The following is a 25,361-nucleotide window of genomic DNA, read 5'->3' as shown; positions in this document are numbered from 1 at the left end:
TGGGCTATTGTCAACGCTCATGACGCTCGCTCCAATCTGCCCGTAAGGAGATGCTGTCTGGCGATACCTTCTATTTATGGAAAGAGTGTGCTGGAGGTTTGGAAGGGAATCTGTCAGCCCGCGAGGAAATGGGTGTCAGCCGTAGCAGTGCGGATGTAGGAAAAGATCTCCGGGCGAAATAAATCTGGTCGCCGCTGCGTCCACAACATCCTGCTGCGCCAGTTACGGCGCCGCTTCGGTGAAGTGCCGGCGGAGATCGAAACCAGGCTGAACAGCGCCAACCGGGAGCAGCTGGAAGACTGGATCGACCGCGTTTACGAAGTGGAGACACTGGAGGCGGTTTTCGACTAGCACCGCCCTGTATTCACACCCCTTGTGGGAAGCTGCCTCGGCTGCGAATCGGCACGCCAGGAAAGACCTGATCCGAATGACGCGCACCTTTCCTACACTCACAGTCCTTTCCCACTGACATACCTTTCCGTTTCGGCTGACAGACCAGTCCCTCATCCATCGTCATAGTGTCCTTCTGCTACTGGAGGGCACATGACGGATCATGACACCGGCTATAAATTACTGTTTTCCCATGCGGCCATGGTGAGGGACCTTCTGGAAGGCTTCATGCCTGGGGATTGGATTCAGGGACTGGATTGGCATTCCCTGGAAAAGATGAACGGCAGCTACGTTAGCGACGACTTGCGCACCCGTCACGACGACGCCATCTGGCGGATTCGCTGGGGGCGGGATTGGATTCATCTTTATCTGTTGTTGGAGTTCCAATCCAGTGTGGATCGGTTCATGTCGGTGCGGGTTCATACCTACACGGGCCTTTTATATCAAGACCTGATTCGCCGCAAGAGGCTTGAAGATAACCACCAGAAACTGCCCTTTATCTTGCCCGTCGTACTGTATAACGGAGAACCCCGATGGCGGGCTCCCATCCACGTCAGGAACCTGATCCTGCCTGGCCCCGCGGAGTTTGCCGGTCTTCAGCCGGAGCAGGCCTTTTTACTTCTGGATCAAGGGGCTTTTGATCTGGATCAACTGGCGTCCATGCGCAACCTGGTCGCCGCTCTGTTCCGGTTGGAACAACATCGCACCTTTGCCGAAGTACCCGAGGTTCTTAATGATTTGATAGACTGGTTACGTCCACCGGAACTGGCGGGTCTGCGGCACAGCTTCGTGGCATGGCTGCGCCGCCGGCTTCCCCAATGGATGCCGGGTGTAACGATCCCACAATTGCTCGACTTACAGGAGATCCAGGAAATGACGCGCAACAGTGCTCAGGAATGGAAGGACATGCACCATCAGGTGGGTCTGAGGGAAGGCCTGGAAAAAGGCCTCGCACAAGGCATTGAACGAGGTATTGAACGAGGTGTGGAACAAGGTTCCACCACCGAAGCCCGAAACATCCTGCTGCGCCAGCTACGGCGCCGCTTCGGCGACGTGCCGGCGGAGATCGAAACCAGGCTGAACAGCGCCAGCCGGGAACAGCTGGAAGACTGGATCGACCGCGTCTACGAAGTGGAGACAGTGGAGGCGGTTTTCGACTAGCACCCACCCGAGGTTTATTCCCCTGTAGGAGCCTGCCTGCAGGCGAATTCTTTTCTCCTCCCCAAGAAAACCTTCGCCAGCAAGGCTAGCTCCCACAGCGACTTCGCAGCCCACTCCCGCCTGTGGGAAGCTGCCTCGGCAGCGAATCGACGCACCCCCATCAACCGACCAGACAACGCGATCCTACCCCTCATTCCTCTTCCCAACACAAACAACCATCTTTTCCACTCGAAACGGTAAACGTTTTCCCGGAAATGTTTCCTTTTCTCCCTTTTTATTTCTGTCCCCATTTTATTTTCTGAATTTTTCCCTCAAAAAAAGCGTCGTTTTTTCGTGAGCGACACCGTCTCTTATCCAAAAAAGGTTCCAGGTACATTTTCTGTAAACCGCATGGTTACTGGGTTTGTGTTTTTGAAAAAAGAAAAAGTGCTTAAGGGGACAGGTAATCTATTGTTTTGCTGTTGTGAATCTATTTATCTGGTTCGTGCCGAAGGGTGAACAACCCGGAGGTGGCCAACGGAGCAACTCCGTTGACCGGAGGCAGGCCAGGGATGCAGTCGACCTGTTCTCCATCAAACCTAAAAACGTTCAAATGCTATAAACAGGAGACATAGCAATGAATAGCAAAACCTTTAAACCAATGATGTTGGCACTGGCTGGGGCTGTAGCGTTAGCTGGGACTGGATCCGCACATGCGGATGATCCGGAGTGGGCCCTGTATAATGGGACTTCCACTCTAACTAATAGCGATGTTGGTTCTATTACCTGCTACCTGACGATCGGTGGAACTATCACCAACGATGGAGATATTAATGTTAAGTCTGTTGGCGTAAAGCCAGGGGATCCGAACTGTACTCTCCTTCGAATCGGCAACGAGAATTGGACAGGTACTTTGGCCGGTGGGACTTTGGCGACAGGTACTGATAGTACTGTCGTATACGCCGGTGGTAGTGTGATTACCACATGCGGCGGTTTGGTTACGGGTATCACGTACGGCCCAACCGCCTCAGGGACCATCAACACTCCATCAAGTGTAAATGTTTCCGGGGCTTACGGGACTAACTGTAGTATAACCGCTGACCTGACCCTGGTCGCAGATGATAGATAACTAGCTTTTGGTGCTATGGTAGGGGGCCCGGGTTTCGACCCGGGGCCCTTTTTGAGTTTTATGTGACTGAGCGGCCATCTGATTTCCAACTATATGGTCGCTCACCTTCAAGCCTAAAATTTCAGCTTATTCCTTAATAGGCTGGGAAATATACTGTAGAAAGCTGCCTTCTTTGGGAATGATTAGATCTATAAACGTGGCAGGTTGATTGCCTCGTAAAGAAAAATTTACCTCGTTTTGGTTTATCTGCTCTGCGATCATTCTACCATCTTCCAAGAATTTAACCCCTCCAGTTAGAGAAAATGAGGTTTCGTAACTAAAGAAGTTGTGGTCTGGTCCTCCAAGCGTTCCTTGAGTATTCTGAATGTTTCTCCACAGTAGAGGAGCATCCAGATATAAGTCTACCGATGCGCTCAGTTGAGGCGTGCCCTCAGGGCTCTTTCCGATCTCGGCCTCTATGGGATAGATTCTATTATTACTGCCATCTTCGGTATATCTCATTCGCATAACTTGATACCCGCTAGGTGTAGGGACCATCGTGGTTCCTTTAATGCCACCTCTGACAACTGTTAAGAAAGATGTTGTTACTACGTGGCCAGGAAATATGTTTACTTTAATGGAGCCATCTTCACTGACTTCACTTGTTACCTCTGCAAAAAGAACACTGCTAAGATAGGTGAACTTTTCTGTGGGGCAGATTGATGGCACCGCTCTCTCTTGAGCGCAAATCGGAGGAAGGCCTGGGAATGGATTGTCTTGGCATGTTGAATCAACACCCTGAATGTTCTGATAACCACACCCCACATTCGCACCAGCATACATCGTATTGTTGATGGATAGATAAGGCCAGTCTGCATCTGGGTTTGCAACGTCAAATCTGGATGAAAGGACTTTGGCACTGTTGGGGGAAGGTTTGACTCCGTCTGGATCCATCATATAACCCCACCCCAAGTTATCTGAGTCAGTTAATGATTCAGTATTTGGGTCAGATATCATTTTAGGGCCGGGCTCCTCCAGTTCATAGATGCCATCAAAGGCGATTTCCGGCTTATAGAAGAAAGGATTGTTAGGATCCAGTCTATTCCACCCTAGGCCTTGTCTGAGTTCTTTTCGTTCCCCATCTTCGCCTCGGTAGATCCTCTGCCTGTCGCTTACTAGATTGCCATTGATGTCGGAAATGGGGGAGGTTGTCAGCATCTGAAGCACATTGGAGGTTGGTGGCGCTCCGATGAAATACTGAACTAAATTGGGACCACCTCCTGTCGCTTCATCGTATCCGAGATGCGTTTGTGGAACGATCTTGTATGGGAGAAGAAGGTGATCAGGAACTGATGGGTTGCTGAAGTTGCCCTCTTGGATTTGTATATTTGCTAAGAGCTGGGTCTGTAGAGGTAGGCCTGATAGGCTACAGAGGGTTTCTCCGCAATTTGTATCACTTGATGATAGTTGTCCATTTGACACGAGAGTGTAGCGATAGAAATCCCCCTTTTTCCAGGGGGTATGTGGATGGAAATAGACGGATCTTGGTTTTATCTCTAAGTCGCCAGGCACTGAATTAAGTACATCTCCATTTTCGGTGATGTGTTCTACAATAAAACTTGTTCCTAAATGAAAACTTGACGGATCCATGTCTTGAGAAAATGCCACTATGATTGGTCTGTTGGCAGGTAGCTCGATGATCGGCATGAGATCGTTTTCGGCTTTTCCATAATCATTTGGGTAGATTCCGCCCTTGCAACGGCCCGATATCAAACTTGCCAAATTCAAAGTGCTTTCATCCAAGACACACGGGAACCCTGGGTATAACCCAAGAATAAATGGGGATCTAAGTTGTGTGTCACTTTGAGTTCGTGCAAGTTCATTCCCATCTGAGGAATAATCAAAAGCCATCCACTTTTCGATCGTATGGGGTAGCAGAAACTCCTCATCAAAGCTCCCACTCCAATCTTCCCCCCGCAAATCCTTGATCCCACTCGCCAACTGCAAACGATAGGACGTCGGATTGGTCTCCGGGCTGTAGCGAAGTGGCTCCTTGGGCTTGATCACCAGCGCGGCACCATCGGCGTAGTAGTCAATGTCCTGAGGTACAGCGGTGTTGTTGTTGTCCGTAAGCATGAGAGACACTTTGCCGCGAACGGATTCCCGATCCAGTGGCCGATTGAAGTTGAGCACAATCGGATCGCCGGGTTTGGCCATAGCGGTCTTATCCAGACCAGTCTGCCCATCCACACCCAAGGTCCAGCTCTGGAACTCCAACGGCGTGGTGTCGGGAATAGGTGCCGGGGCGTTGAGCTGATCCTTAGGACTCCAGCTGGAAGCTGAGCATGCCGTGGGCGAATTCCTGGCCGAGCACGTCCGGTTCCACCACGCTGACCGCGTCGATTTTCAGCACGCCTTCCTGTGGATCCACTTCGCCGACGCCTATCAGTTCGATGTGTAGCATATCCTGAGTAAAGCCGCCGTTGGCGCGGGCTTCGTCGGTGGTGATGGCCACGTCCATGAACAGCCGCACGATGCGCAGGGCGTCGGCGCGATTGTGGGTGTCGTAGGGGTTGGGCACCAGGTAGCCGGTGGCGTCGCTGAGGAAGTGCATTTTCACTTCGCCGGATTCAAAGCCGGCGGGTACTTCGCCGCCGATCAGGACTTCCAGGCTGGTGCCGCTGAGGATGGTTTCAGCGGGGATGCGTACCGGGGTGACGTCCGGGTAGACGGTGACGTCGCCCAGCTCCGCGCGCACGTCGCCGCTGGCCTGGGTGACGTTGTCCTGGCCGAGCAGGGTGGCGTTCACCGGTACTTCGTTCACCGGTTTGCCGGTGAGCGGGGAGGTGCGGGTGCGGTTTTCTGAGTCGGTGATGCGCTGTACCAGGATGGCCGGCTCGCCACGCGGTGATGAGTCTTGCGGGGTGACGGTGAGTTCATGGCCACCGAATGTATTGCCGAAGGTGCTGGCCAGACCGTCGCCCAGGGTGAGGGTGTAGGTCTCTCCCGGAGTGAGGTGCTCGGGCGCGGGGTCCAGGGTCATGTAGGGCCCTTCGGTGAGCAGGCGCGCTTCCACCAGCTCGCCACTGCCGTCCACCAGGGCCACGGTGTCCGCTGGCGTGGTGCCGTCGCCGGGGTTGAGGCCGTAGCGGGCGCTGGTGGGGTCGATGGGCTGGGTGAACTGGAAACGGAAAGTAGAGAAGTCCATTACCGGTTCTTCGGTGTCACCGCTGGGAATGGCGCGGGCGAGGGTGAAGTCGTCGTCGGCCACCACCAGGGATTTCGGGCCCCGTTGCAGCGCGCGGGTGGTGAAGTGGATATCCCGGTTCGGTGCCTTGCCCACGCTCAGTTGCACGCCGCGCAGGGTCACGGTGTAGTCGGTGAGCGGTTGCAGTTTTTCCGTGGGTGTCAGCAGGATGCTGCGGCCATCGGCTTCCACTTTGCTGTAGGTGACGGGGACGATGTCCCCATCGGCGCCCCCAAGGCGCAGTTTGATGTTGTTTTCAGCGGCGGCCAGCTCGATGTCGCTGGTGAAGCGCAATACCACTGGAGCGGGGATCGCCACTTCACTTTGGCCGTCGTCTGGATAGGCATAGAGCAGGCTTTGACGTTGGGCGTCGTTGGCATCATTGCCGGGCATGCTGGAGCCGTCGCTGCCGCCGCAGGCGGTGAGGACGGTGGCACAGGCGGTGACGAATAAGGTCCCGTAGAGGGTCCGGTTAAAGGTTCCGCGAAGCATAAGGTTCTCCCCCCTTAAAACTGCATGCTGATGGAGGCGGCGAAGACGTTGACGTCACCGTCGGTCTTGACGCGGTCGTTATTCCCGTTCTGGTCGGAGAGCAAACGGAAGTCCCGCTCGCCGATGGCGTGGTACTGGTAGGCCAGATCGAACCGCACCGGGTGGACCATGCCGTAGACCCGCTGGGCGGTGGCGTGGAAGCCGATACCAAAGATGGTGCGGCGGGCGTCCAGATAGTTGATCTCTTTGTTGACGCCGGTCTCCAGCGGGGATTCCTGATAGGCAATACCGCCGGAAAACCCAATGCCGGGCTCAAACTCGTATTCCACGCCAATGCGCGGGGTGAAGGTGTCACGGAACTGCAGATCACCGACGTCCTTGATGTCGTCGTGGCCGGCGGTGAGTTTGTCCTCCAGCTTGGACCATTCCTGGAACTCCAATGCGACGCCGGTGCGCCATTTGCCTTTTTTCACCTGAGTGCCGAACACATAGGTGTTGGGCTGGTAGGAGTCGATGGTGCTCAGGTTAATAAACAGACCCGGCTCGGGGATGGTGCCGGGAATAATGGTGTTGGCGTCGACGCTGACCCGGGCGTAAGAGTAGCCACGGAAGGCGAAGGCGGTTTCCACGCCGTTGTACCAGCACTCGGCAGCGGGGCAGAAAGTCTCCTTCCAGTCCAGGCTCATGCTGAGGATGGGGCGCAACACCGGCTTGGCGGTGACGTCCAGGGTCTCGTACTGGGTGTTGCCGGAGAGGTCGGTGTGGGCGACCAGCTTGGCGTCGGAGTGGAGGGTGACGCGGGTGGCGAAGCCGATGGCCAGGCCGCGCCAGATGTTGGTGCCGATGCCGAGGGACAGGAATAGCGGCTCACGGCCGTGATTGAAATACTGGCCGTAGGGGGCGGTCTGGGAGGTGAAGGCCATCAGTTCTTCGGAGTATTTCTCGGAGCCGAGCAGCAGGCCGAGGACCAGGGGTTGGCCGAGTTCGGCGATGCCGGAGAGATCGGTGCGCAGGCCGAGTAGGATTTGCTGGGTGGGATCGTCCTGGACCTTGTAGGTGCCGTGGTTCTGGCTGTCGGCCTTGAGGTTGGGATCGGCGTGCATGAGTCCGGCGGTCATTTCGCCACGGGTATCGCGGGCGAGGAAGGCCGGGTTGTAGTAGGCGGTGGAGACCTGGGTGTTGAACATGGACAGGGCCTGGACGGTGGCGACATCACTGGGCAGGACACCGTAGGTGGTGGCTATGTTACCCATGTTCGCGCAAGCAATCGCCGGGGCAAGCAACAGCGCCGCGGCCCCCAGGCGCCGTGGCCCGAAGTGGGGCTTCAGTCGAGAACGGGAGATCATTTCAGGAAATCCTCCAAAGATTATTGTGGTCGTTATTGCGTTTTCTTTTTTGTCACGATTTTTTTTGTGTTGTTTTGGTTTTAAAGAAAGGCACGATCTGCATCGTTGGCAGCCAGAGCCTAGGAGTGGTTGGCGGGCGCCCATAACCGGCGATTGAGAACGGTCGGTCATGATTTTGTTTTTATGTCGAAAAGTTGATTAAAAACAAATGGTTGGGATGATTTTTTGAGCAAGAAAAGGGAAGCGAAAGGGAGTGTAAAAAGAATAAGAGTAAGGGATAAGTAAACAAAGTGGTGTCGTTATTCTACCGTTTTCCTGTCTTTTTCGGACAAAGGCGCGCCGCTCTGTCCTTTAATGAAGAGCGAGGACGGGATTATTAATAAGCGGGGAAACGTATTTTAAAAAGGGGACAGGAAAAAATCGCTGCCAAGCGGAGCGCCGCCCGGCCATCTTCCCTCAGCCGGGACTACGAAGCCGCTGTGGGAAGCGAGCTCGCTCGCGAATCAGCTGTGGCGTTTGGGGACTATTCGCTGGCAAGCCAGCTTCCCACGGCGGCTTCGTAGTCCGGTCTGTAGGAGCCAGCCCTGCTGGCGAATCTTTTTTCTTATGTCCCATTCGCCTGCAGGGCAGGCTCCTACAGCGGCTTCGTAGTCCGGGCTGTGGGAGCCAGCCTTGCCAGCGAATAGTCCCCAAACGCCAAAAAAGATTCGCCAGCAGGCTGGCTCCAACAGCGACCTTGTGGCGACCTCAAGCGTCATGTCCCCATGCCGTGGAGCCATGCCCGGCCATGGGCTATAATGCGCGCCCCTCGTTCCAGCCAGGAGTGCCCCCAATGACGGTGATTCGCCAGGACGATCTGATCCAAAGCGTGGCCGATGCCCTGCAGTACATCTCCTATTACCACCCGGTGGACTTCATCCGCGCGGTAAAGGAAGCCTACGAGAAGGAAGAGAGCAAGGCGGCCAAGGACGCCATGGCGCAGATTCTGGTGAACTCGCGCATGTCCGCCATGGGGCACCGCCCGATCTGCCAGGACACCGGTATCGTCACCGTGTTCGCCAAGGTCGGCATGAACGTCACCTTCGAAGCGTCCTCCGGGGAAGAGAGCATGTCTCTGGACGACATGATCAACGAAGGCGTGCGCCGGGCCTACAACCACCCCGACAACGTGCTGCGCGCCTCGGTGCTGGCTGATCCGGATGGCAAGCGCGCCAACACCAAGGACAACACCCCGGCGGTGATCAACTATTCCATCGTGCCCGGCGACACCCTGGAGATCGACGTGGCCGCCAAGGGCGGCGGTTCCGAGGCGAAGTCCAAGTTCGCCATGCTCAACCCGTCCGACTCCGTCGTCGACTGGGTGCTGGAGCAGGTGCCGAAGATGGGCGCCGGCTGGTGCCCGCCGGGCATGCTTGGCATCGGCATCGGCGGTACCGCCGAGAAGGCCATGCTGATCGCCAAGGAATCCCTGATGGACCCCATCGACATTCACGAGTTGCAGGCCCGTGGCCCGCAAACCCGGGCCGAGGAACTGCGCCTGGAGCTGTTCGAGAAGGTCAACGCGCTGGGCATCGGTGCCCAGGGCCTGGGTGGCCTGACCACGGTGCTGGATGTGAAAGTGGCGGATTACCCCACCCACGCGGCCAACAAGCCGGTGGCGATCATTCCCAACTGCGCCGCCACCCGCCATGCCCACTTTATTCTCGACGGCAGCGGCCCGGCGGATCTCAAGGCGCCGGATCTGGAAGAGTGGCCGGACATTGCCTGGGGCAACGACGAGGGCGCCAAGCGCGTCAATCTGGACACCGTGACCCCGGAAGAAGTGCAGACCTGGCAGCCCGGCGATACGCTGCTGCTGTCCGGCAAGCTGCTCACCGGCCGTGACGCCGCCCACAAGCGCATGGTGGATATGATTTCCAAGGGCGAGAAGCTGCCGGTGGACTTCACCAACCGCTTCATCTACTACGTCGGCCCGGTGGACCCGGTGGGCGACGAAGTGGTGGGCCCGGCCGGTCCGACCACCGCCACCCGCATGGACAAGTTCACCCGTACCATGCTCGAGGAAACCGGCCTGATCGGCATGGTCGGCAAGGCCGAGCGTGGCGACACCGCGATCCAGGCGATCAAGGACAACAAGGCGGTTTACCTGATGGCCGTGGGCGGCGCCGCTTATCTGGTGTCCAAGGCGATCCGCAAGTCCCGCGTGGCGGCTTTCGAGGACCTGGGCATGGAAGCGATCTACGAATTCGAGGTGGAAGACATGCCGGTGACCGTGGCGGTGGATTCCAACGGCGAATCGGTACACAAGACCGGCCCGGTGATCTGGAAAGAGAAGATCGCCGCCAAGAAGTCGGCGTAATCCTGCCTCGCTTCCGCCCCGGGGGGAACCTCTCGGGGCGGAACGCGTCAGACAGACCACTATGAATACTGTTGCGTTGTCTCGTTGGGGGGCATTGGCGTTGTGCGCCCTGCTGCTGGGTGGCTGCGCCAGTCTGCGGCAAACCGCCGGCGGCTGGCTCGGCCTGGCGCCGGCGCCGGCCATGGTGGCCGGCCTGGACTATGTCACCCAGAACCGATTGGGGGTCGCGGACCCGGCCTGTGACGAGCTGGCCACGGCCTGGCGGCAAGACCGCTGGCTGCCCAATGACCAGCGCGCAGGGTTGATCGCCCGCTGCGGCGCCAGGGTGCGCCGGGTGCTGGATGCCCGTGAACAGGATCAGGAACTGGATCGTCTGGTGTCCGAGGCCTGGGATGCCACTATTCAGGCACGGCTGGAACGTGAACGGCGCGAGCGCCGCCGCGAGCAGGTGCGCCGTGCCATCGCCCAGGCCCGGGAAGAGGCCGAGGCCCGCAACGACTCCGCCGCCGAGGACGCCATGGCGCAACTGCGCGAACGGATGGCGGACGCGCATATCCTGCAAGTGCTCAGAGAGGTGCCGGACCAGCCTCTGGCCTATGCCATCGGGCAGCCCTCGGAACGCTCCATGAAGGAATTCCTCTCCTGTCTCGAAGTGGCCTATCCCAATGAAGGTTATGAGATGCAATGGGAAGGCGACAGCCTGTCGGTGCGCGCGCTCAACGCCACCATGCCCCGGGGCGACATGGATATCGACACTCAGTTCGTCAGTGTCTGGAACACCTGGATGCTGAAATCCCTGAGTGTGGCCGAACTGCAGGCCACCAACGCCCAGGACCGCTTCATGCTGGCCCAGAATCTGGTGGCGGGGCAGTGTTATGACGTGGATGGGCGGTTGTAGGTTTATTCACCCTCTCCCCCGGCCCCTCTCCCCTCAAGGGAGAGGGGAGCTAAGACAAACCTTTCTATTCGGTCCCCTCTCCCTTGAGGGGAGAGGGACAGGGAGAGGGTGCAAAACGTCAAACCGCCGTGGTCGCCCGGTCCACCAGATACACCAGCCCGTGATAATCAATGCCGCCATGATGGCTGAGACCAATCTCGCAGGTGCGGCTGGTGGAGATGCCCTCGTCGCAGTGCCGCACGGTGTCGTGCAGATCACGCAGCGCGTGGGCGTTGAGCTCCGGGGTGGTGAAGCCCTTGTCACCGGCGAAGCCGCAGCAGTGAATCCCTTCCGGAACCACCACCTCCCGGGCACAGCGACGGGCGATATCGAGCAGACCGGCGCTTTCCCCAAGATGCTGCGTGCTGCAGGTGACGTGCACCGCCACCGACGTGTCCAGCGGTGAAAACGTGAGCCGGGAATAGAGATGCTCGCGAATGAACTTCACCGGATCATAGAGTTTCAGTCGCTTGTCCAGAGGGCCTTCCGTCAGCCGCAAGGTACAGGGGCTGGTGTCGCAATAAATTGGATCCTCGCCATCGCGGCTGGCTTTCAGCAGCGCCGCCGCCAATTGATCCCGTTTACGGTCCCCCTGTTCCGGATAGCCTTTGGAAGCGAAAGGCTGGCCGCAGCACAGGCTGTCCAGATCTTCCGGGAACACCACCTCGAAGCCTGCTTTTTCCAGCAGCGCCCGGGTTTTGTCGATCAGCGGTACTTGCTCCGGATCGCTCAGCGATGGTCCCATGGTGCGGGAGACGCAGGCGGCCAGATAGACCACGCGCGGGCGCTGCCCGGCGGAAAGAGGTTGATGGCGGGGCAGGGAGGTGGCTTGCGGCATGGCCGGCGTCCACATCGGAATACGTTCACCGGACAGTTGGCGCAGGCCCTTGGACAGCGTTTGCAGCCGTTCCCCGCCGAGCAGTTTTTGCGCGGTGGTGGCACCGCGCAGGGTAACCCGGGTGGCGGCAAGAGCGCCGCTGAAATGATCGGCCAGCCGGTCGGCGGTGCCGGTGTGCCGGGCCTGTTCGGCTCTCAATTCACGCACCAGATCGCCGGTGTTGATGCCCACCGGGCAGCGCTGGGCGCACAGGCCGGTGGCCGCGCAGGAATCGATGCCGCGATACAGATAGTCGTTCCAGAGCGCGGTGGCGCCGGCTCCGTCGCGGCGTTTGGCCTGAATGTCCCGCCACACCACGATGCGCTGGCGCGGTGTCAGGGTCAGGCCGCGGGAAGGGCACACCGGTTCGCAGAAGCCGCACTCGATACACTTGTCGACGATCTCGTTGGCGGCGGGCAGCGGCTTGAGATGTTTCAGGTGAATGCGCGGGTCCTCGGACAACACCACATCCGGGTTGAGGATACCGGCGGGGTCGAGCAGCCGTTTGATTTTCCACATCAGTTGATAGGCGTCGCGGCCCCATTCCAGCTCCACGAAGGGCGCCATGTTGCGGCCGGTGCCGTGCTCGGCCTTGAGCGCGCCGCCGAAGTCTTCCGCCACCAGTTTGGCCACGTCGCCCATGAAGGCTTCATAGCGTTGCACCTGGGCCGGGTCGTCGAAGCCCTGGGTGAACACGAAGTGCAGATTGCCTTCCAGGGCGTGGCCAAAGATGATCGCTTCGTCATAACCGTGTTTATCGAACAGGGTGAGCAGGCCGCGCACGCCGTCGGCGAGTTGTTCCACCGGGAAGGTCACGTCCTCGATGATCACCGTGGTGCCGGTGGGCCGCACCGCGCCCACCGCCGGAAAGGTGCCTTTGCGGATGGCCCAGAGTTGCTCGTTCACCGCCGCATCGGTGCTGAAATCCACCTGCTTCTCCACCGCGAAGGCGGCGAGGGCCTGGCGAATACCCTGTAATTGTTCCTGCAACAGGGTTTCGGCGGCGGCGCGGGATTCGATCAGCAAGGCGCAGGCGCCGTCGGACAGGCCCGGCACCCAGTCGGGCATGCCCGGCTGATCCTGTACCGAGCGCAGACTGCGGCGGTCGAGCAATTCCACCGCCGACACCGGTTGCTGCTTCAGCACCGGCACCGCCCGGCAGCAGGTGTCCACGTCGGGGAACACGATCAGGGCGCTGGCCCGGTGCGGGTACTCCGGCACGGTGTCGTAGGTGACCGCGCTGATGAAGCCAAGGATTCCCTCCGAGCCCACCATCAGATGGGTGAGAATATCCAGCGGATCGTCGTAATCCACCAGCGCGTTCAAGGACAGGCCGGTGGTGTTCTTGAGACGGTATTTATGGCGGATACGGCTGCTTAGAGGCATATCGGCGCGGGTCGCCCGGCCCAGTGCCGCCAGTTGTTCGAGCAGGGCCGCGTGGCTTTGCCGGAAGCGCGTGATGCTGTCCGCGTCCTCGCTGTCCAGCACGGTGCCGTCGGCCAGCACCAGGCGCATGCCGGCCAGGGTGTGGTAGGTGTTCTGGGCGGTGCCGCAGCACATGCCGCTGGAATTGTTGGCGACGATGCCGCCGATCTTGGCGGCGTTGATGGACGCCGGATCCGGGCCGATCTTGCGGCCCAGCGGCGCCAGCCAGGCGTTGGCCTGGGCACCGATGACGCCGGGTTGCAGGCGGATCTGTTCGCCGTCGTTACGAATTTCCCGGCCGTTCCACTGGTCGCCCAGCACGATCAGCACGGAATCACTGATCGCCTGGCCGGACAAACTGGTGCCGGCGGCGCGGAACGTCACCGGCACGGCATGCTCGCCGGCCAGCTGCAGCAGCGTCACCACTTCCGCTTCCGTTTCCACCCGGATCACCAGTTTCGGAATCAGACGGTAAAAGCTGGCGTCGGTGCCGAACGCCAGAGTGGACAACGGATCGTCGAAACGCCGTGAGGCGGGAATCAGGGCTTCCACTGCCCGCAGAAAAGGGGCGGGCAGCGGGCCGTGGGCGGCAGCGGTCATGCGTCCTCCAGAATCAGTACCACCAGGTCCTTGGGGCCGTGGGCGCCGTAGGCCAGTACCTGCTCGATGTCGGCGGTCTTGGACGGGCCAGAGATCAACAGCGCGTTGGTGGGCATGCCGGCGCGCCAGTTCAAGGCGCGCTGGGCTTCATAGAGATTGTCATGGATGGTGCTGGCGCGCAGTAGCGCGAAATGCACCGGCGGCACCAGACTCATCAAGCGCGGTTCGTGGCGGTCCGGGCACAGAATCAGACTGCCGGTGGCGGCGATGGCGCCGACCGTGCCGGTGAGACTGGCCGGGGTGTCATGGAACAGCTCGTGTTTCCACTCTTCCACGGGCCGGTCGTAGGCGTGCAAGGCCGGTAAATCGGAGGGCGAATGCTCCTGAGTTGAGTCCGTGCCGGATCCGGCCGCTGTTTCACCCTCTCCCCCGGCCCCTCTCCCCTCAAGGGAGAGGGGAGACAAGACAGGCCCATCTATTCGGTCCCCTCTCCCTTGAGGGGAGAGGGACAGGGAGAGGGTGGATAGTGACGCATCGGAACGGGTCGACCAGTGCGCGGTTAATTGCCGGCCATGGTCGGTCTCCGGTGCGATCAGCAGACGTGTCAGTTGCTTTTCGGCGAGCAGGGCGGCCAGCAGGTCCGGCCATTGAGTCTGGCTGGTGAGATGAATTTCCGTGCGCACCGCTTCCATCAATTCCCGCAAGCGGGCAAGGCGCTGCTCCGGCGGATAGCGCCAGGGTTCGGTGACCAGCGTCTCGTCGAAATCGTCCGGCAGCGTTTCGGTGCCGGCCAGGCTGTGCCGGAGTTTGTCGAGAATGCGGGCTTTGGCGCTCATCGGGACTGCTCCAGATGTTTGCGGGCCAGTTCGTGCAGGGAACGGGCGGCGGGTTTGGGGGCGCCGCGGTGCTCGGTCCAGGGGCCGAGACGCGAGGGTGTCAGCGCGCGCAAGCGGGTGGCGAAGAAGCGGAACAGCCGGTACAGCAGCGGGCGCGTGTACAGCGTGCGCCAGAGCGTCCAGACGGTACTCTCCAGTGCCGAGTATTTGCTGCCCTGGCCGCGCATCACCGCGTGCCCGGGGTCCGGACGGGACACGTTCTCTTCGCGCAAGCGCCGCAACAGCGATGGAATCGGAATCCGCACCGGGCAGACTTCGCCGCAGGCGCCGCACAGGGAAGACGCGCTGGGATGGTCCGGCACTTTGTCCAGGCCCACCAGGTGCGGGGTGATGATGGCGCCGATGGGGCCGGGGTAGACCTCGCCATAGGTGTGGCCGCCGACGCGGGTGTACACCGGGCAGTGGTTCATGCAGGCGCCGCAGCGGATGCAGTTCAGGGTCTGCCGCAGTTCGCTGTCGGCGAAGGCTTGGCTGCGACCGTTGTCGAGCAGCACCAGGTGGACTTCTTCCGGCCCGTCGCGCTCGCCGGCCTGGCGCGGACGGGAGATCATGTTGATGTAGGTGGTGATCGGCTGCCCCAGAGCGGAGCGGGTCAGCAGCGACAGCAGCGGCACTACATCACGCAGATGGGCCACCACTTTTTCGATGCCGGTGACGGCGATGTGCACCTTGGGCACGGTGGTGCTCATGCGGCCGTTGCCCTCGTTTTCCACCAGCACCAGGGTGCCGGTTTCGGCCACCGCGAAATTGACGCCGGAGACACCGATGTCGGCGTCGAAGAATTTTTGCCGCAGTATCCGGCGGCCAGTCTGAATCAGTTGGTTGACGTCGCGGGTGTAGGGTTCGCCCAGTTCCCGTTCGAACAACCGGGCCACCTGATCGGCATTCTTGTGGATCGCCGGCATGATGATGTGCGAGGGCTTCTCGTGATCGAGCTGAATGATGTACTCGCCCATGTCCGATTCCAGACACTCGATACCGTGGTCGGCGAGGACATGGTTCATATCCATCTCCTCGCTGACCATGGACTTGCCCTTGATCACCTGCCTGGCCTGGCGGCGCTCGGCGATGTCGAGGACGATGCGATTGGCCTGCTCGGTGGTTTCCGCCCAGTGCACCTGGATACCGTTGGCGGTGAGATTGCTTTCCAGCTGCTCCAGAAGATCCGGCAGCCGGGACAGCGCGCGGGCGCGGATGTGATTGCCCAGGGTGCGCAACCGCTCGCGCTCGTCGGCGTCGCTGAAGGCGGCGGCGCGCTTCTCCATCAGCGAGTCCATGGCACCGCGAAAATTGCGTCTGAGTTGGGCATCCCCCAGTGCATCGTGGGCGCGGCTGTTGAATTCATCCCGTAGCGGGATGCGCGCGGGCTGGCTCATGGCTGGCCTCCGGTGCGTTGCCAAAGAAAGCTGGCCAGATGCTGGCCTTGCAGGGGGGCTTGCTGTTTTTCCAGGGCGCCGTTGATGTTCATCAGGCAGCCGGCGTCCGCGCTCACCACGCGGGCGGCGCCGCTGTCGCGCAGGGAGCGGGTCTTGTCCGCCACCATGGCGCCGGAAATCTCCGGCATGCGCACACAAAAAGTGCCGCCGAAGCCGCAACACTCGCTTTCGTGATCATGATCCACCCGGCGTACCCCGGACAACTGATCGAGCAGGGCGCGACCGTGATGGTGGGTGTGCATTTCCCGGCGGGCGCTGCAGGAGGTGTGCAGGGCCACCTCGGTGGGCGGGCCCTGATCACGCAACTGGACGTGGCAAACATGCAGCAGGAACTCCGCCAGTTCGTAGGTGCGTTCCGCCACGGCCCTGGCCCGTGCCAGGGTATCCGGCTCGTCGGCGAACAGCTCCAGGTAATGATGGCGGAACATGCCGGCACAGGAACCGGAAGGCACCACCACCGGCCAGTCCTGGTCGAACAGCGCCAACTGCGCCCGCGCCACTTCGCGCGCCTGATCGGTGTAGCCGCTGGTGTACGCCGGCTGGCCGCAGCAGCTTTGCGCCTGGGGGAAAACCACCTGAATCCCCTCCCGTTCCAGTAACCGTATGGCATCCATGCCGGCCTCCGGGAAAAACAGATCCACCACGCAGGTGCCGAACAGATAAATCCGCTCGGGCTTGTGCTCGGGATAAGTCCGGGGCGCCGCGGTTGGCTCGGCGGTGCGGGTGGCCTGGGGAACGAAGGTGCGGGGAGCGTTCATGGCGGCGATTCCTTCATTGAACCAGTGGATCGGTGACACCGAGGAGGTAGAGCGCCAGCAGGGCGATCAGTCCTGTCATCATCACATAATAAAACGTCGGCCAGATGGTTTTGCGCAAAGTCGCCCCTTCCTGACCGAGCAGGCCGACGGTGGCGGAGGCGGCCACCACATTGTGGATCGCCACCATGTTGCCGGCGGCGGCGCCGACCGCCTGGGCCGCCACCATCATGGCACCGGACAGCCCGAGGCTGTGGGCGACGCCATACTGAAACTGGCTGAACATCATGTTGCTGACCGTGTTGGAGCCGGCCAAAAAAGCCCCCAGCGCGCCCACGGCGGGCGCGAACAGGGGGTAAATGCCGCCGACGCTATCCGCTACGTAGCGGGCCATGGCAATCGGCATGCTAGGCAGATCCGAGGCATTGACGCCGGAGTTGATCAGAATCCGCACCATCGGCACGGTGAACAACAACACGAACCCGGCGCTGAGCAGAACGCCGGAGGATTCCTTCACCGCCGCGCCCAGGGCGGCGGGTTTCATGCGGTGCAGCAGGAAGGTGATCAGTACCACCGCCACCAGGATGCCGCCGGGCAGATACAGCGGCTGGACGCTGGCGCTGATGCCGGTTTCTCCGAGCAGGTCGGTGCAGCCGACGGCGATGCTCTTCAGCGCCGCGCCGATTTCCGGGAACACCCGGCTGATCACCAGCAACCCCCCGACCAGCACATAGGGCAGCCAGGCGCGCAGGGTACCCATGGGGCGGCCGGTCAAATCCGCCACCTTGATGTCCAGGCTGCCCAGCCACTGATGCGGCCAGTGTTCACGGTCGGCGAAATCCCACTGCTGTTTGGGGACCAGGAAATTCAAACGAATGGCGGTGGTGACGATGGCCAGGCCGATCAGGCCGCCGAGCAGGGACGGGAACTCCGGGCCGAGCAGCAGGCCGGTGGCCAGGTAGGGCAGAGTGAAGGCAAGGCCAGCGAACAACGCGAACGGCAGCACTTCGAAGCCGGCTTTCCAGCTTTTGTCCTTGCCGAAAAAGCGGGTCAGCATCAACACCATGATCATCGGCATGATGGTACCCACCAGGGCGTGGGTGATGGCCACGCTACTGGTGATCTGCTGCAGAAACTGCTCCCAGCTGGAACCGCGCTCGGTCAGCTCGAGGCTCAGGGCGGCGCTGTCCAGACCGCTGGTGACGCCGACCACAATGGGCGTGCCGACGGCGCCGAAGGAAACCGGGGTGCTTTGCACCAGCATGCCCATCAGTACCGCCGCCAGGGCCGGGAAACCGATCGCCACCAGCAAGGGCGCGGCGATGGCGGCGGTGGTGCCGAACCCGGAGGCGCCCTCGATGAAACTGCCGAACAACCAGGCGATGACGATGGCCTGAATGCGACGGTCCGGGCTGAGTGTGGTGAAGCCCTTATGAATCACGGCAATGGCGCCGGAATGCTTGAGTGTGTTGAGCAGCAGCAGCGCACCGAAGATGATCCACAACAACCCCAGCGTGATCACCAGCCCTTGAAGCGTGGAGGCGAGCAGGCGGTTGAAACTCATGTCCCAGACCAACAGGGCCACCACGGCGGTGAACAGGTACACCACCGGCATGGCGCGGCGGGCCGGCCAGCGCAGGCCGATCAACAGCAACGCGGCGAGAACGATGGGGGAGAAAGCGAAAAGAGCAAGCAGGCCGGGTTGCATGGCGCGAACGTCTCCTTGGTATTGTTGTTTGCATCGTCGATGGGATTTGTGTAAATTGGTCTGACCAATTATCCAAACTGAAAAACTAGACTAAAAGCTGATCCTCGGTGCGTCAAGGCTGAGGGTGGGTCGACCTTTGTCTAGGGATGGTGGGCAATGGATGGCGTGAAGATTTGGAGCGTCGTAGGATAATTCAATTGGTAAGACCAATTCTGAGGTGAGTATGAATACGGGGCAAGTCCGTCATCGGCGGCTTTCCGATGAGATCGTGGAGAAGCTGGAAACGATGATTCTGGAGGGCAGTTTCAAAGCCGGAGAGCGTTTGCCGGCGGAACGTGCCCTGGCGGAGCAGTTCGGTGTGTCGAGGCCCTCTCTGCGTGAAGCGATTCAGCAACTGGTGGTGCGGGGCCTGCTGACCAGCCGCCAGGGCGGCGGCACTTTCGTGGCGGAGCAGTTGGGTTCCACTTTCAGCGATCCACTGCTGCATCTGCTGGAAAAGCACAGCGACGCCCAGCAGGATCTGCTGGAATTCCGTCATACCCTGGAAGGGGCCTGCGCCTATTACGCCGCGCAGCGGGCCACGGAACTGGATCGCCAGCGTCTGCGCGATGCGTTCGAGACCCTGCATCGCTGCTATAGCGACGCCAAGGTGGCTCGCGCCGAGGAAGGCGCCGCCGATGCCGCCTTCCATCTGGCCATTGCCGAGGCCAGTCACAACGCCGTGCTGCTGCACACCATTCGCGGCTTGTTCGAGCTGCTCAAGCACAATGTGGTCACCAACATCGGTGGCATGTACGAACAGCGGGACGAAACCCGTGACATGCTGCTGGCCCAGCACCGCCAGCTTCTCGACGCCATCCTGGAACAGCGTGCCGAGGATGCCCGCGCGGTGGCGCAGAATCACATCAGCTACGTGCGCGAAGTGCTCGATGAAGCGCGCCAGCAGGCGCAACGAGTGGAGCGGGCCGAGCGCCGGGTGCGGCGTTGAGGGCCCGGTATACCCGTTGTGGGAAGCTTGCCGGGCGGCGCTCCGCTTGCAAGCGAATGACGTTGTCCGGGACCTTTGCCATATTCGCTTGCAGGCAAGCTCCTACAGCGGCTTCGTAGCATGGTCTGTAGGAGCTAGCCCTGCTGGCGAATCTTGGCTTCCGGCGTTGCTCCATTCGCTTGCAGGGCAAGCTCCTACAGCGGCTTCATAGTGCAAACTGTGTGAACCTGCTTTGACAAACGTGACATTCATCACAAAATCAGGGCGGAGAATTTGGTTTGTGTGGCGAAGAATAGTCGCTTGACGTCTGTCGGTATTATGAAAATGTTTTATCGCCGCACTGGCAATCTTCCTCATTCGGCGCCGAAGAACCGGCGTTAGCGCTTTGATACGATTCACTTTCCTTACTGTCATCGAGCTGTCTTCAACGGATGGGATCATGACGCTTTATGGTCAGTTATAACCCCTTTATAAAGGCCTGTTCGTTGTGGTTATTTGGTTGACAAACTTGGTGGTATAAAAGAAAAAGACGAGCTGAGATATTCCTATTACGGATATGGGAATGGCACTATCAACAGGGAGCGTTTCATCTGTGATCTTTCCGCGCACTTCTTCTGATTCCCTTCTTTTCCGACAGCGTAGAGCGACGCCATGAGCATGCTTGTGCAAGCGTTTCGTTCCTTGATCAACGAGCAGCACAATCGCTTGCTGCGACTGAAGTTTCCCCATAACGATGGGCCGGATGCGGTACTGTTGCCAGAGCAATTGGATGCTACGGAAGGTCTGTGCCGGGATTTCAGCTACACGGTGACGCTGATATCCGATGATGCCCATCTGCACGCCAAAAGCTTCATTGGCCGCATGGTGACCCTGGAACTGGTGCGCAAGGATGGCTCGCTTCGTTATTTCAACGGTTATGTTTTCGAGTTTTCCCGGCGCGGTACCGATGGCGGCTACGCCACCTACGAAATGCAGCTGGGGCCGTGGCTCAGTTTCCTGAAGTTGCGTAAGGATAATTACCTGTTCCAGAACCAGACCGTGGCGGATCAGACCGCGGAGGTCTTCGCGGACTATCCGTTGCGGGACTATCGTACTCATTTCATCAAGCCGGAGGACGATGCCACGCTGACCTTCGCCATGCAGTGGGATGAATCCGACTACAACTATCTGCATCGGCGCTGGGAGGAGCGAGGTTGGTATTACTGGTACGAGCATCACGCCGACGGCCACACCCTGGTGCTCAGTGATGACTCCGCCACCTCGGAACCCGTCGATGGCTCACAGCGGGTGCGCTATCACAAGGAAGGCGGCAGCCGGGTCAGCGACGCCATCAGTGAGTGGTTCGCCCATCGCCGTCTGGCGTCCACCGCTTACAGCGCCGCCAGTTTCAACTTCAAGAATCCGCAACCGCAGATGGCCAGCGCCGCCACTGTCAATGATCAGGGCATGGTGCCGGACCTGGAGGTTTACGAATACGCCGGCGCCTATGGTTTCAAGGCGCGGGAGAGCGGAGAAATGCAGAGCCGCCGCCGCATGGAGGAAATCGAGGCCCACGCCAAGGTGTTCCAGGGCGAGGGCGATTGCAGCCGGTTGCAGCCGGGCCGCTGGTTCGGACTGGCGGATCATTTCGACCATGATGTGGAAGAGGAAAGCGACCACCAGTTCCTGGTGGTGGAGACGCATCATCAGGCGCGCAACAACTACCTCGGCAAGGAGTCGGTTTCCCAATACGAAAACCGCTTCCAGTGTCTGCGCAAGAAAGTGCCCTGGCGGCCCGGGCGTGGCTTCAACAGTCAGCAGCCCAAGCTGTACGGGCTGATGACCGCCACCGTGGTGGGCCCCAGCGGCGAGGAAATTTATTGCGACGAGTATGGGCGGGTGCGGCTGCAGTTTCATTTCGACCGCGAAGGCCAGAGTAACGAGGCCAGTTCCTGTTGGGTCAGGGTGGCATCGAACTGGGCCGGTGAGCGCTTCGGTTTCATGGCGGTGCCGCGCATTGGTCAGGAAGTTCTGGTCCAGTTTCTGGACGGTGATCCGGACAAGCCGATCATCACCGGTCGGGTCTATAACCAGGCCAATATGCCGCCCTGGGATCTGCCCGCCAACAAAACCCAAACCGGGATTCTGACCCGTTCCAGCCAGGGCGGCGGCTATGACAACGCCAATGCCATCCGCTTCGAGGACAAGAAGGGCGAGGAGCAGCTCTGGATCCACGCGGAAAAGAATCAGGATATTGAAGTCGAGAACGACGAGACCCACTGGGTCGGCCAGGATCGCAGCAAAACCATCGACCGCGATGAAACCAGCCACATCAAGCGCGACCGCACCGAAACCGTGGATCGTGATGAAACCATCACCGTGCACAACAACCGCACTGAAAGGGTGGACCGGAACGAGACCATTTCCATTGGCGCCAATCGCAGCGAGGACGTGGGCGACAATGAGAATGTGGTGATCGGCGGCAATCAGACCGAACTGATCAAACAGGCCAAGGCGGAAACCGTGGCCCTGGCCAAGGCGCTGACCATCGGCGGTGCTTATCAGGTTTCCGTGGGGGCCGCTATGAACACCACGGTGGGGCTGTCCCAGTCGGAGCAGGTAGGCATCAATAAATCCGTTCTGGTGGGCAAGCGTTTCACCATCAATGCGCGGGATGAGCTGTCCATCACCGTTGGCAAATCCTCGCTGGTGATGAAGTCCGATGGCACCGTGCGCATCAATGGCGTGCAGTTTGAGTTTGGCGCCAGCGGGCCGGTTCACATCATCGGCAAGGACGTGGATATCAACTGACCGATGGAATTCCGCAACCTCACGCCTTTCGATGCGCTTTGCTACGGTGGTCTGGATCCGGCCGGCGCCGAGCATCGCATCATCGCGATGAAGGTGGGCTACCGTCTTGTGCCCGATGACAACGAAGCCGGCGTGTTCCATGCCCGGGTGATGGACGGTGAGCCGCTGCCTTTGTGTATGGAAGACCGTTACTACGGGGAGCCGGGGTACTCCAGTGCTTTCGAGGAAAGCGACCTGGCGCCGTACAAACCCAAGTGCGATGTCTTGCTCAGAGGGCAGGCTCATGCGCCCGGGGGCAAGCCGTCCCGATCATGGCGGGTGCGCTTCAAATTGAGCCTGCCGATGACTCCCGCGGATATTCAGACGCCGCCGCCGCGGCCGTTGAATCCCCGTATGCCGTTGTCGGAAAAGCAGCGGCAGCAATGGCAATTTGAGCGTCAGCAGGCGGAACGGGAACGGCTGCAGGCGCCCACCACCCGCGTGCTGATGGACAAGGTGCTCCAGGTCACCGGGGAGCGTTATTTCAAACGCCGCTGGGGACGCTGGTGGCTGTCCCGCCCGGCCCGCGCCCGGACGGTGCCGTTGCGCTGGGAATATGCCTTTGGCGGGCGTAGTGAAGTCGCCAATCCCGGCCATGCCGGCGATCCGTCCGCGCCTTCTCATTGGCTCAATGAAGTCTGTTTCAGTAACCCTTTGGGATGTGGCTGGATCGAGCGCCGTCATCGCCGCCTCGCGAACAAGGTCGGTCAATCGCTGACCCGGCTGCCGGCGCCGCGAATTGAAGACCCGCGACAGCCATGCAGTGAGCTGGTGCAGGGCCGTCATCCGGACGGTGAACAGGACGCCAGGGCAATGGCGCGCCTGGCCGCCGGGTACGGCGCCACGCCGGCGGGGTTTGGTATTGTCGGTCGTGCCTGGGCGCCACGGCTGGCTCGTGCCGGGAGTTACGACGATGACTGGCTGAAACGGCGCTGGCCCGGCTTGCCGGAGGATTTCGATTTCGCTTATTGGAATGGGGCGCCAGCGGATCAGCAGATCGAGTATCCGCTGCCGGGAACGCACATCGAGTTGTGGAATCTGACCGACCCCTCGCAGACGCCGCGCGGCTATCTGCGAACCGAATTGCCGCAGCACAAGCCCTTTGTTTTGTTGCGAATGAGCAATGGCGCCATGGTGCCGATGCCGCTGCTGACCGACACCCTGATCGTCGATACCGAAGCCATGGAACTGCATGTGACCCACCGGATTTCCATTCCCGAGGGGACGCCGGTACGCGTGATCGAAGCCCGCTTTGAGACCGATCCGGAAGCGCCGCTGGTGAAGGTGGATCAGGCCGGGATCGAAGTGGAGGAAACCACGGATGGCGGATGATTACATCGCCCGCAAGCAAGGGGGCTGGAAGGTAGTGAGCCTGGCTCCGGATGTGTGCAAGACTCCCATGGGCAGCAGCACGCCGCCGGTGCCGTACCCGGTTACCGCCGAGCTGGCGCAGAGCGGCAAGACCGCGGCCACGGTGCGCGCCAACGGCCATGAACTGGTGCTGTTCGATGCCAGCCTGGTGTCCAAAACCCTGGGGGATGCCGCCGGCAGTGCCAAGGGGGTGAAGAGTGGTACGGTGGGGGCGGCGAGCTGGCCCAAGGGACGCAGCAGCAGTGTCTTTGTACAGGGCAAGCCGATTGTTCGCCACGACGACGAATTCTGGATGAACGGCAGCCATGGCGGAAACTGGAGCATCGCCCAACTACTGAAAGTGTTATGTCCCGAGGATAAGGACGTGGTGGACGATCTGGCCGAAACGGATGTCTACCTGGCTGACGATATCTACTACGACGACCTTATCTACGACGGTAGCGAATGGATTGTTGATCGCTTTCCTGGCGGCGGCTCCTGGAGTGGTGATTCGCTGTTGATGCTGGCCACCGGTTCCGCACAGTCCGCCGCGACCACCGCCTATCACGAGCTGATACACAAACATCAGGACCCATCCATGAGCTGGCAGGCGATGGAGGAAGATGCCTACTACAGAACCGAGGCGTGGGCCATTGAACGAGGGATGCCAGCCCCGGATATCGACGGGTTCGAGTTCCGGACCACCAACGCGGATGGCGCGCTCGTGCCTAACAGTGATGACATCGAGCGGTTCGTACAAGAGGCTTATCCTATTCCGGCGGATCCAAACGCGGCTTTTCCGGTGGGAGTGACCGCTTCCGGTGACGTGCAACTGAGCGATGGAAATACGCGACCACCGGAGAAAGGAGACCGCATAGCGGGACTGGAGGAGACGGCCCGTAAAAGAAAAGTACCCCGCTCGGTGTGGAAGTGCCCGGGTGAAGGCGACACCCCGCCTGTGGAGGAATGAATATGCTCAGGGCCATGGAGCGTTGCTCGTTTTTGTTGGGGCTCTTGTGCCTGACCGCCCTGACTCAGGCCTGCGTTGCAAACAACAACGGAAACAACAGCGGGCAGCCCCCGCCAATGGATACCACCATGATCAGTATCGAAGTGAACACCGCCGATGGCGTCCACCCGCTCACCCTGGCGGATCTGGAAGCGCTCAAAGCGAACCTGATTGAAGTCCTGTCCGAAAAAAAGCCGGAGCAGGACTACGGCTTCCTTATCGGCGAGCTGCGTGATCATTCCGCGCCCATGATTAGCGAAGACGGTGTGGCCAGGATAGGTGGCTGGCGCCTCACGGAGATTTCCGGGAGGCCGGTGTTCGAACGGCAACAGATGCCGCGGGCGCCGCTGATGCGTTTTTTCCATGCGCCGATTGCCTTGGACGAAGACGGCCGCTGGCGGATAACGGACGTCATCATCGTCAAGGTGCGGGGCCGATAAACAGCGGGACCGTAGCGGCTATGGGAAAG

General features: G+C 60.2%; 18 protein-coding genes. 10 read left to right on the top strand and 8 right to left on the bottom strand.

Features of this window, described 5'->3' with window-relative positions:
* Nucleotides 1-165: 165 nt before the first annotated feature.
* The 3 genes from B5T_RS22730 (at nucleotide 166) to B5T_RS23220 (ending at nucleotide 2,659) form a co-directional block, all read left to right on the top strand.
* The gene (locus tag B5T_RS22730) at nucleotides 166-351 is read left to right on the top strand and encodes a DUF4351 domain-containing protein (RefSeq protein WP_308422523.1); all 186 of its coding nucleotides are present in this window, start codon (nucleotides 166-168) and stop codon (nucleotides 349-351) included.
* Nucleotides 352-543: 192 nt separating this feature from the next.
* Complete coding sequence (locus B5T_RS12765) at nucleotides 544-1,551, top strand: Rpn family recombination-promoting nuclease/putative transposase (RefSeq protein ID WP_014994924.1); 1,008 nt, start codon at nucleotides 544-546, stop codon at nucleotides 1,549-1,551.
* Between the two features lie 616 nt (nucleotides 1,552-2,167).
* On the top strand, nucleotides 2,168-2,659 hold the full coding sequence (locus B5T_RS23220; protein WP_148279266.1) for a hypothetical protein: 492 nt from the start codon (nucleotides 2,168-2,170) through the stop codon (nucleotides 2,657-2,659).
* A gap of 126 nt (nucleotides 2,660-2,785) precedes the next feature.
* Here the strand turns inward: B5T_RS23220 and B5T_RS22725 are convergent, their stop codons facing one another.
* The 3 genes from B5T_RS22725 to B5T_RS12745 form a co-directional block, all read right to left on the bottom strand.
* A complete protein-coding gene (locus tag B5T_RS22725) occupies nucleotides 2,786-4,888 on the bottom strand; it encodes an Ig-like domain-containing protein (protein ID WP_167321215.1) in 2,103 nt (700 codons plus the stop codon).
* A 70-nt stretch (nucleotides 4,889-4,958) separates the two neighbouring features.
* On the bottom strand, nucleotides 4,959-6,377 hold the full coding sequence (locus tag B5T_RS12750; RefSeq protein WP_041717014.1) for an Ig-like domain-containing protein: 1,419 nt from the start codon (nucleotides 6,375-6,377) through the stop codon (nucleotides 4,959-4,961).
* Nucleotides 6,378-6,391: 14 nt separating this feature from the next.
* Nucleotides 6,392-7,723 (bottom strand): outer membrane protein transport protein, encoded by a 1,332-nt coding sequence (locus B5T_RS12745; RefSeq protein ID WP_014994923.1) that lies wholly within the window; start codon nucleotides 7,721-7,723, stop codon nucleotides 6,392-6,394.
* 832 nt (nucleotides 7,724-8,555) lie between these two features.
* Between B5T_RS12745 and B5T_RS12740 the strand changes: the two genes are divergently transcribed.
* On the top strand, nucleotides 8,556-10,082 hold the full coding sequence (locus tag B5T_RS12740; RefSeq protein WP_014994922.1) for a fumarate hydratase: 1,527 nt from the start codon (nucleotides 8,556-8,558) through the stop codon (nucleotides 10,080-10,082).
* A 61-nt stretch (nucleotides 10,083-10,143) separates the two neighbouring features.
* Nucleotides 10,144-10,980 carry a hypothetical protein gene (locus B5T_RS12735; RefSeq protein WP_014994921.1) on the top strand — a complete coding sequence of 279 codons (837 nt, stop codon included), beginning with the start codon at nucleotides 10,144-10,146 and terminating at the stop codon, nucleotides 10,978-10,980.
* Between the two features lie 118 nt (nucleotides 10,981-11,098).
* On the opposite strand, the gene B5T_RS12730 is transcribed toward B5T_RS12735, so the two are convergent.
* Genes B5T_RS12730 through B5T_RS12710 form a run of 5 tightly spaced genes read right to left on the bottom strand, consistent with a single transcriptional unit; the run spans nucleotide 11,099 to nucleotide 18,716 of the window.
* The gene (locus B5T_RS12730; protein WP_014994920.1) at nucleotides 11,099-13,921 is read right to left on the bottom strand and encodes an FAD-binding and (Fe-S)-binding domain-containing protein; all 2,823 of its coding nucleotides are present in this window, start codon (nucleotides 13,919-13,921) and stop codon (nucleotides 11,099-11,101) included.
* Nucleotides 13,918-14,757, bottom strand: coding sequence for a LutC/YkgG family protein (locus B5T_RS12725; protein ID WP_014994919.1), 840 nt, complete (start codon nucleotides 14,755-14,757; stop codon nucleotides 13,918-13,920). The genes B5T_RS12730 and B5T_RS12725 overlap by 4 nt, the downstream gene beginning before the upstream one ends.
* Nucleotides 14,754-16,193: a LutB/LldF family L-lactate oxidation iron-sulfur protein gene (locus tag B5T_RS12720; protein WP_014994918.1), complete on the bottom strand. Its 1,440-nt coding sequence runs from the start codon at nucleotides 16,191-16,193 to the stop codon at nucleotides 14,754-14,756. The genes B5T_RS12725 and B5T_RS12720 overlap by 4 nt, the downstream gene beginning before the upstream one ends.
* The gene (locus tag B5T_RS12715; protein ID WP_014994917.1) at nucleotides 16,190-17,011 is read right to left on the bottom strand and encodes a (Fe-S)-binding protein; all 822 of its coding nucleotides are present in this window, start codon (nucleotides 17,009-17,011) and stop codon (nucleotides 16,190-16,192) included. Before B5T_RS12715 ends, B5T_RS12720 begins: the two co-directional genes overlap by 4 nt.
* Before the next feature lie 13 nt (nucleotides 17,012-17,024).
* A complete protein-coding gene (locus B5T_RS12710; RefSeq protein WP_014994916.1) occupies nucleotides 17,025-18,716 on the bottom strand; it encodes an L-lactate permease in 1,692 nt (563 codons plus the stop codon).
* 223 nt (nucleotides 18,717-18,939) lie between these two features.
* On the opposite strand from B5T_RS12710, the gene B5T_RS12705 reads away from it, so the two are divergent.
* From B5T_RS12705 to B5T_RS12685, 5 genes are all read left to right on the top strand, one after another.
* On the top strand, nucleotides 18,940-19,704 hold the full coding sequence (locus tag B5T_RS12705; protein WP_014994915.1) for a GntR family transcriptional regulator: 765 nt from the start codon (nucleotides 18,940-18,942) through the stop codon (nucleotides 19,702-19,704).
* Between the two features lie 651 nt (nucleotides 19,705-20,355).
* Nucleotides 20,356-22,494, top strand: coding sequence for a type VI secretion system Vgr family protein (locus B5T_RS12700; protein ID WP_041717012.1), 2,139 nt, complete (start codon nucleotides 20,356-20,358; stop codon nucleotides 22,492-22,494).
* Between the two features lie 3 nt (nucleotides 22,495-22,497).
* Nucleotides 22,498-23,865 (top strand): DUF2169 family type VI secretion system accessory protein, encoded by a 1,368-nt coding sequence (locus B5T_RS12695; protein ID WP_014994913.1) that lies wholly within the window; start codon nucleotides 22,498-22,500, stop codon nucleotides 23,863-23,865.
* Complete coding sequence (locus B5T_RS22720) at nucleotides 23,855-24,853, top strand: DUF4150 domain-containing protein (protein ID WP_014994912.1); 999 nt, start codon at nucleotides 23,855-23,857, stop codon at nucleotides 24,851-24,853. Before B5T_RS12695 ends, B5T_RS22720 begins: the two co-directional genes overlap by 11 nt.
* 128 nt (nucleotides 24,854-24,981) lie before the next feature.
* Nucleotides 24,982-25,332: a hypothetical protein gene (locus B5T_RS12685; RefSeq protein ID WP_148279265.1), complete on the top strand. Its 351-nt coding sequence runs from the start codon at nucleotides 24,982-24,984 to the stop codon at nucleotides 25,330-25,332.
* Nucleotides 25,333-25,361: the final 29 nt, after the last annotated feature.

This window comes from Alloalcanivorax dieselolei B5 (genome assembly GCF_000300005.1).
In the GTDB taxonomy this organism is placed as follows: domain Bacteria; phylum Pseudomonadota; class Gammaproteobacteria; order Pseudomonadales; family Alcanivoracaceae; genus Alloalcanivorax; species Alloalcanivorax dieselolei.
The sequence above is the reverse complement of the archived record's forward strand: the minus strand, read 5'-3'. Positions and strand labels throughout refer to the sequence as shown.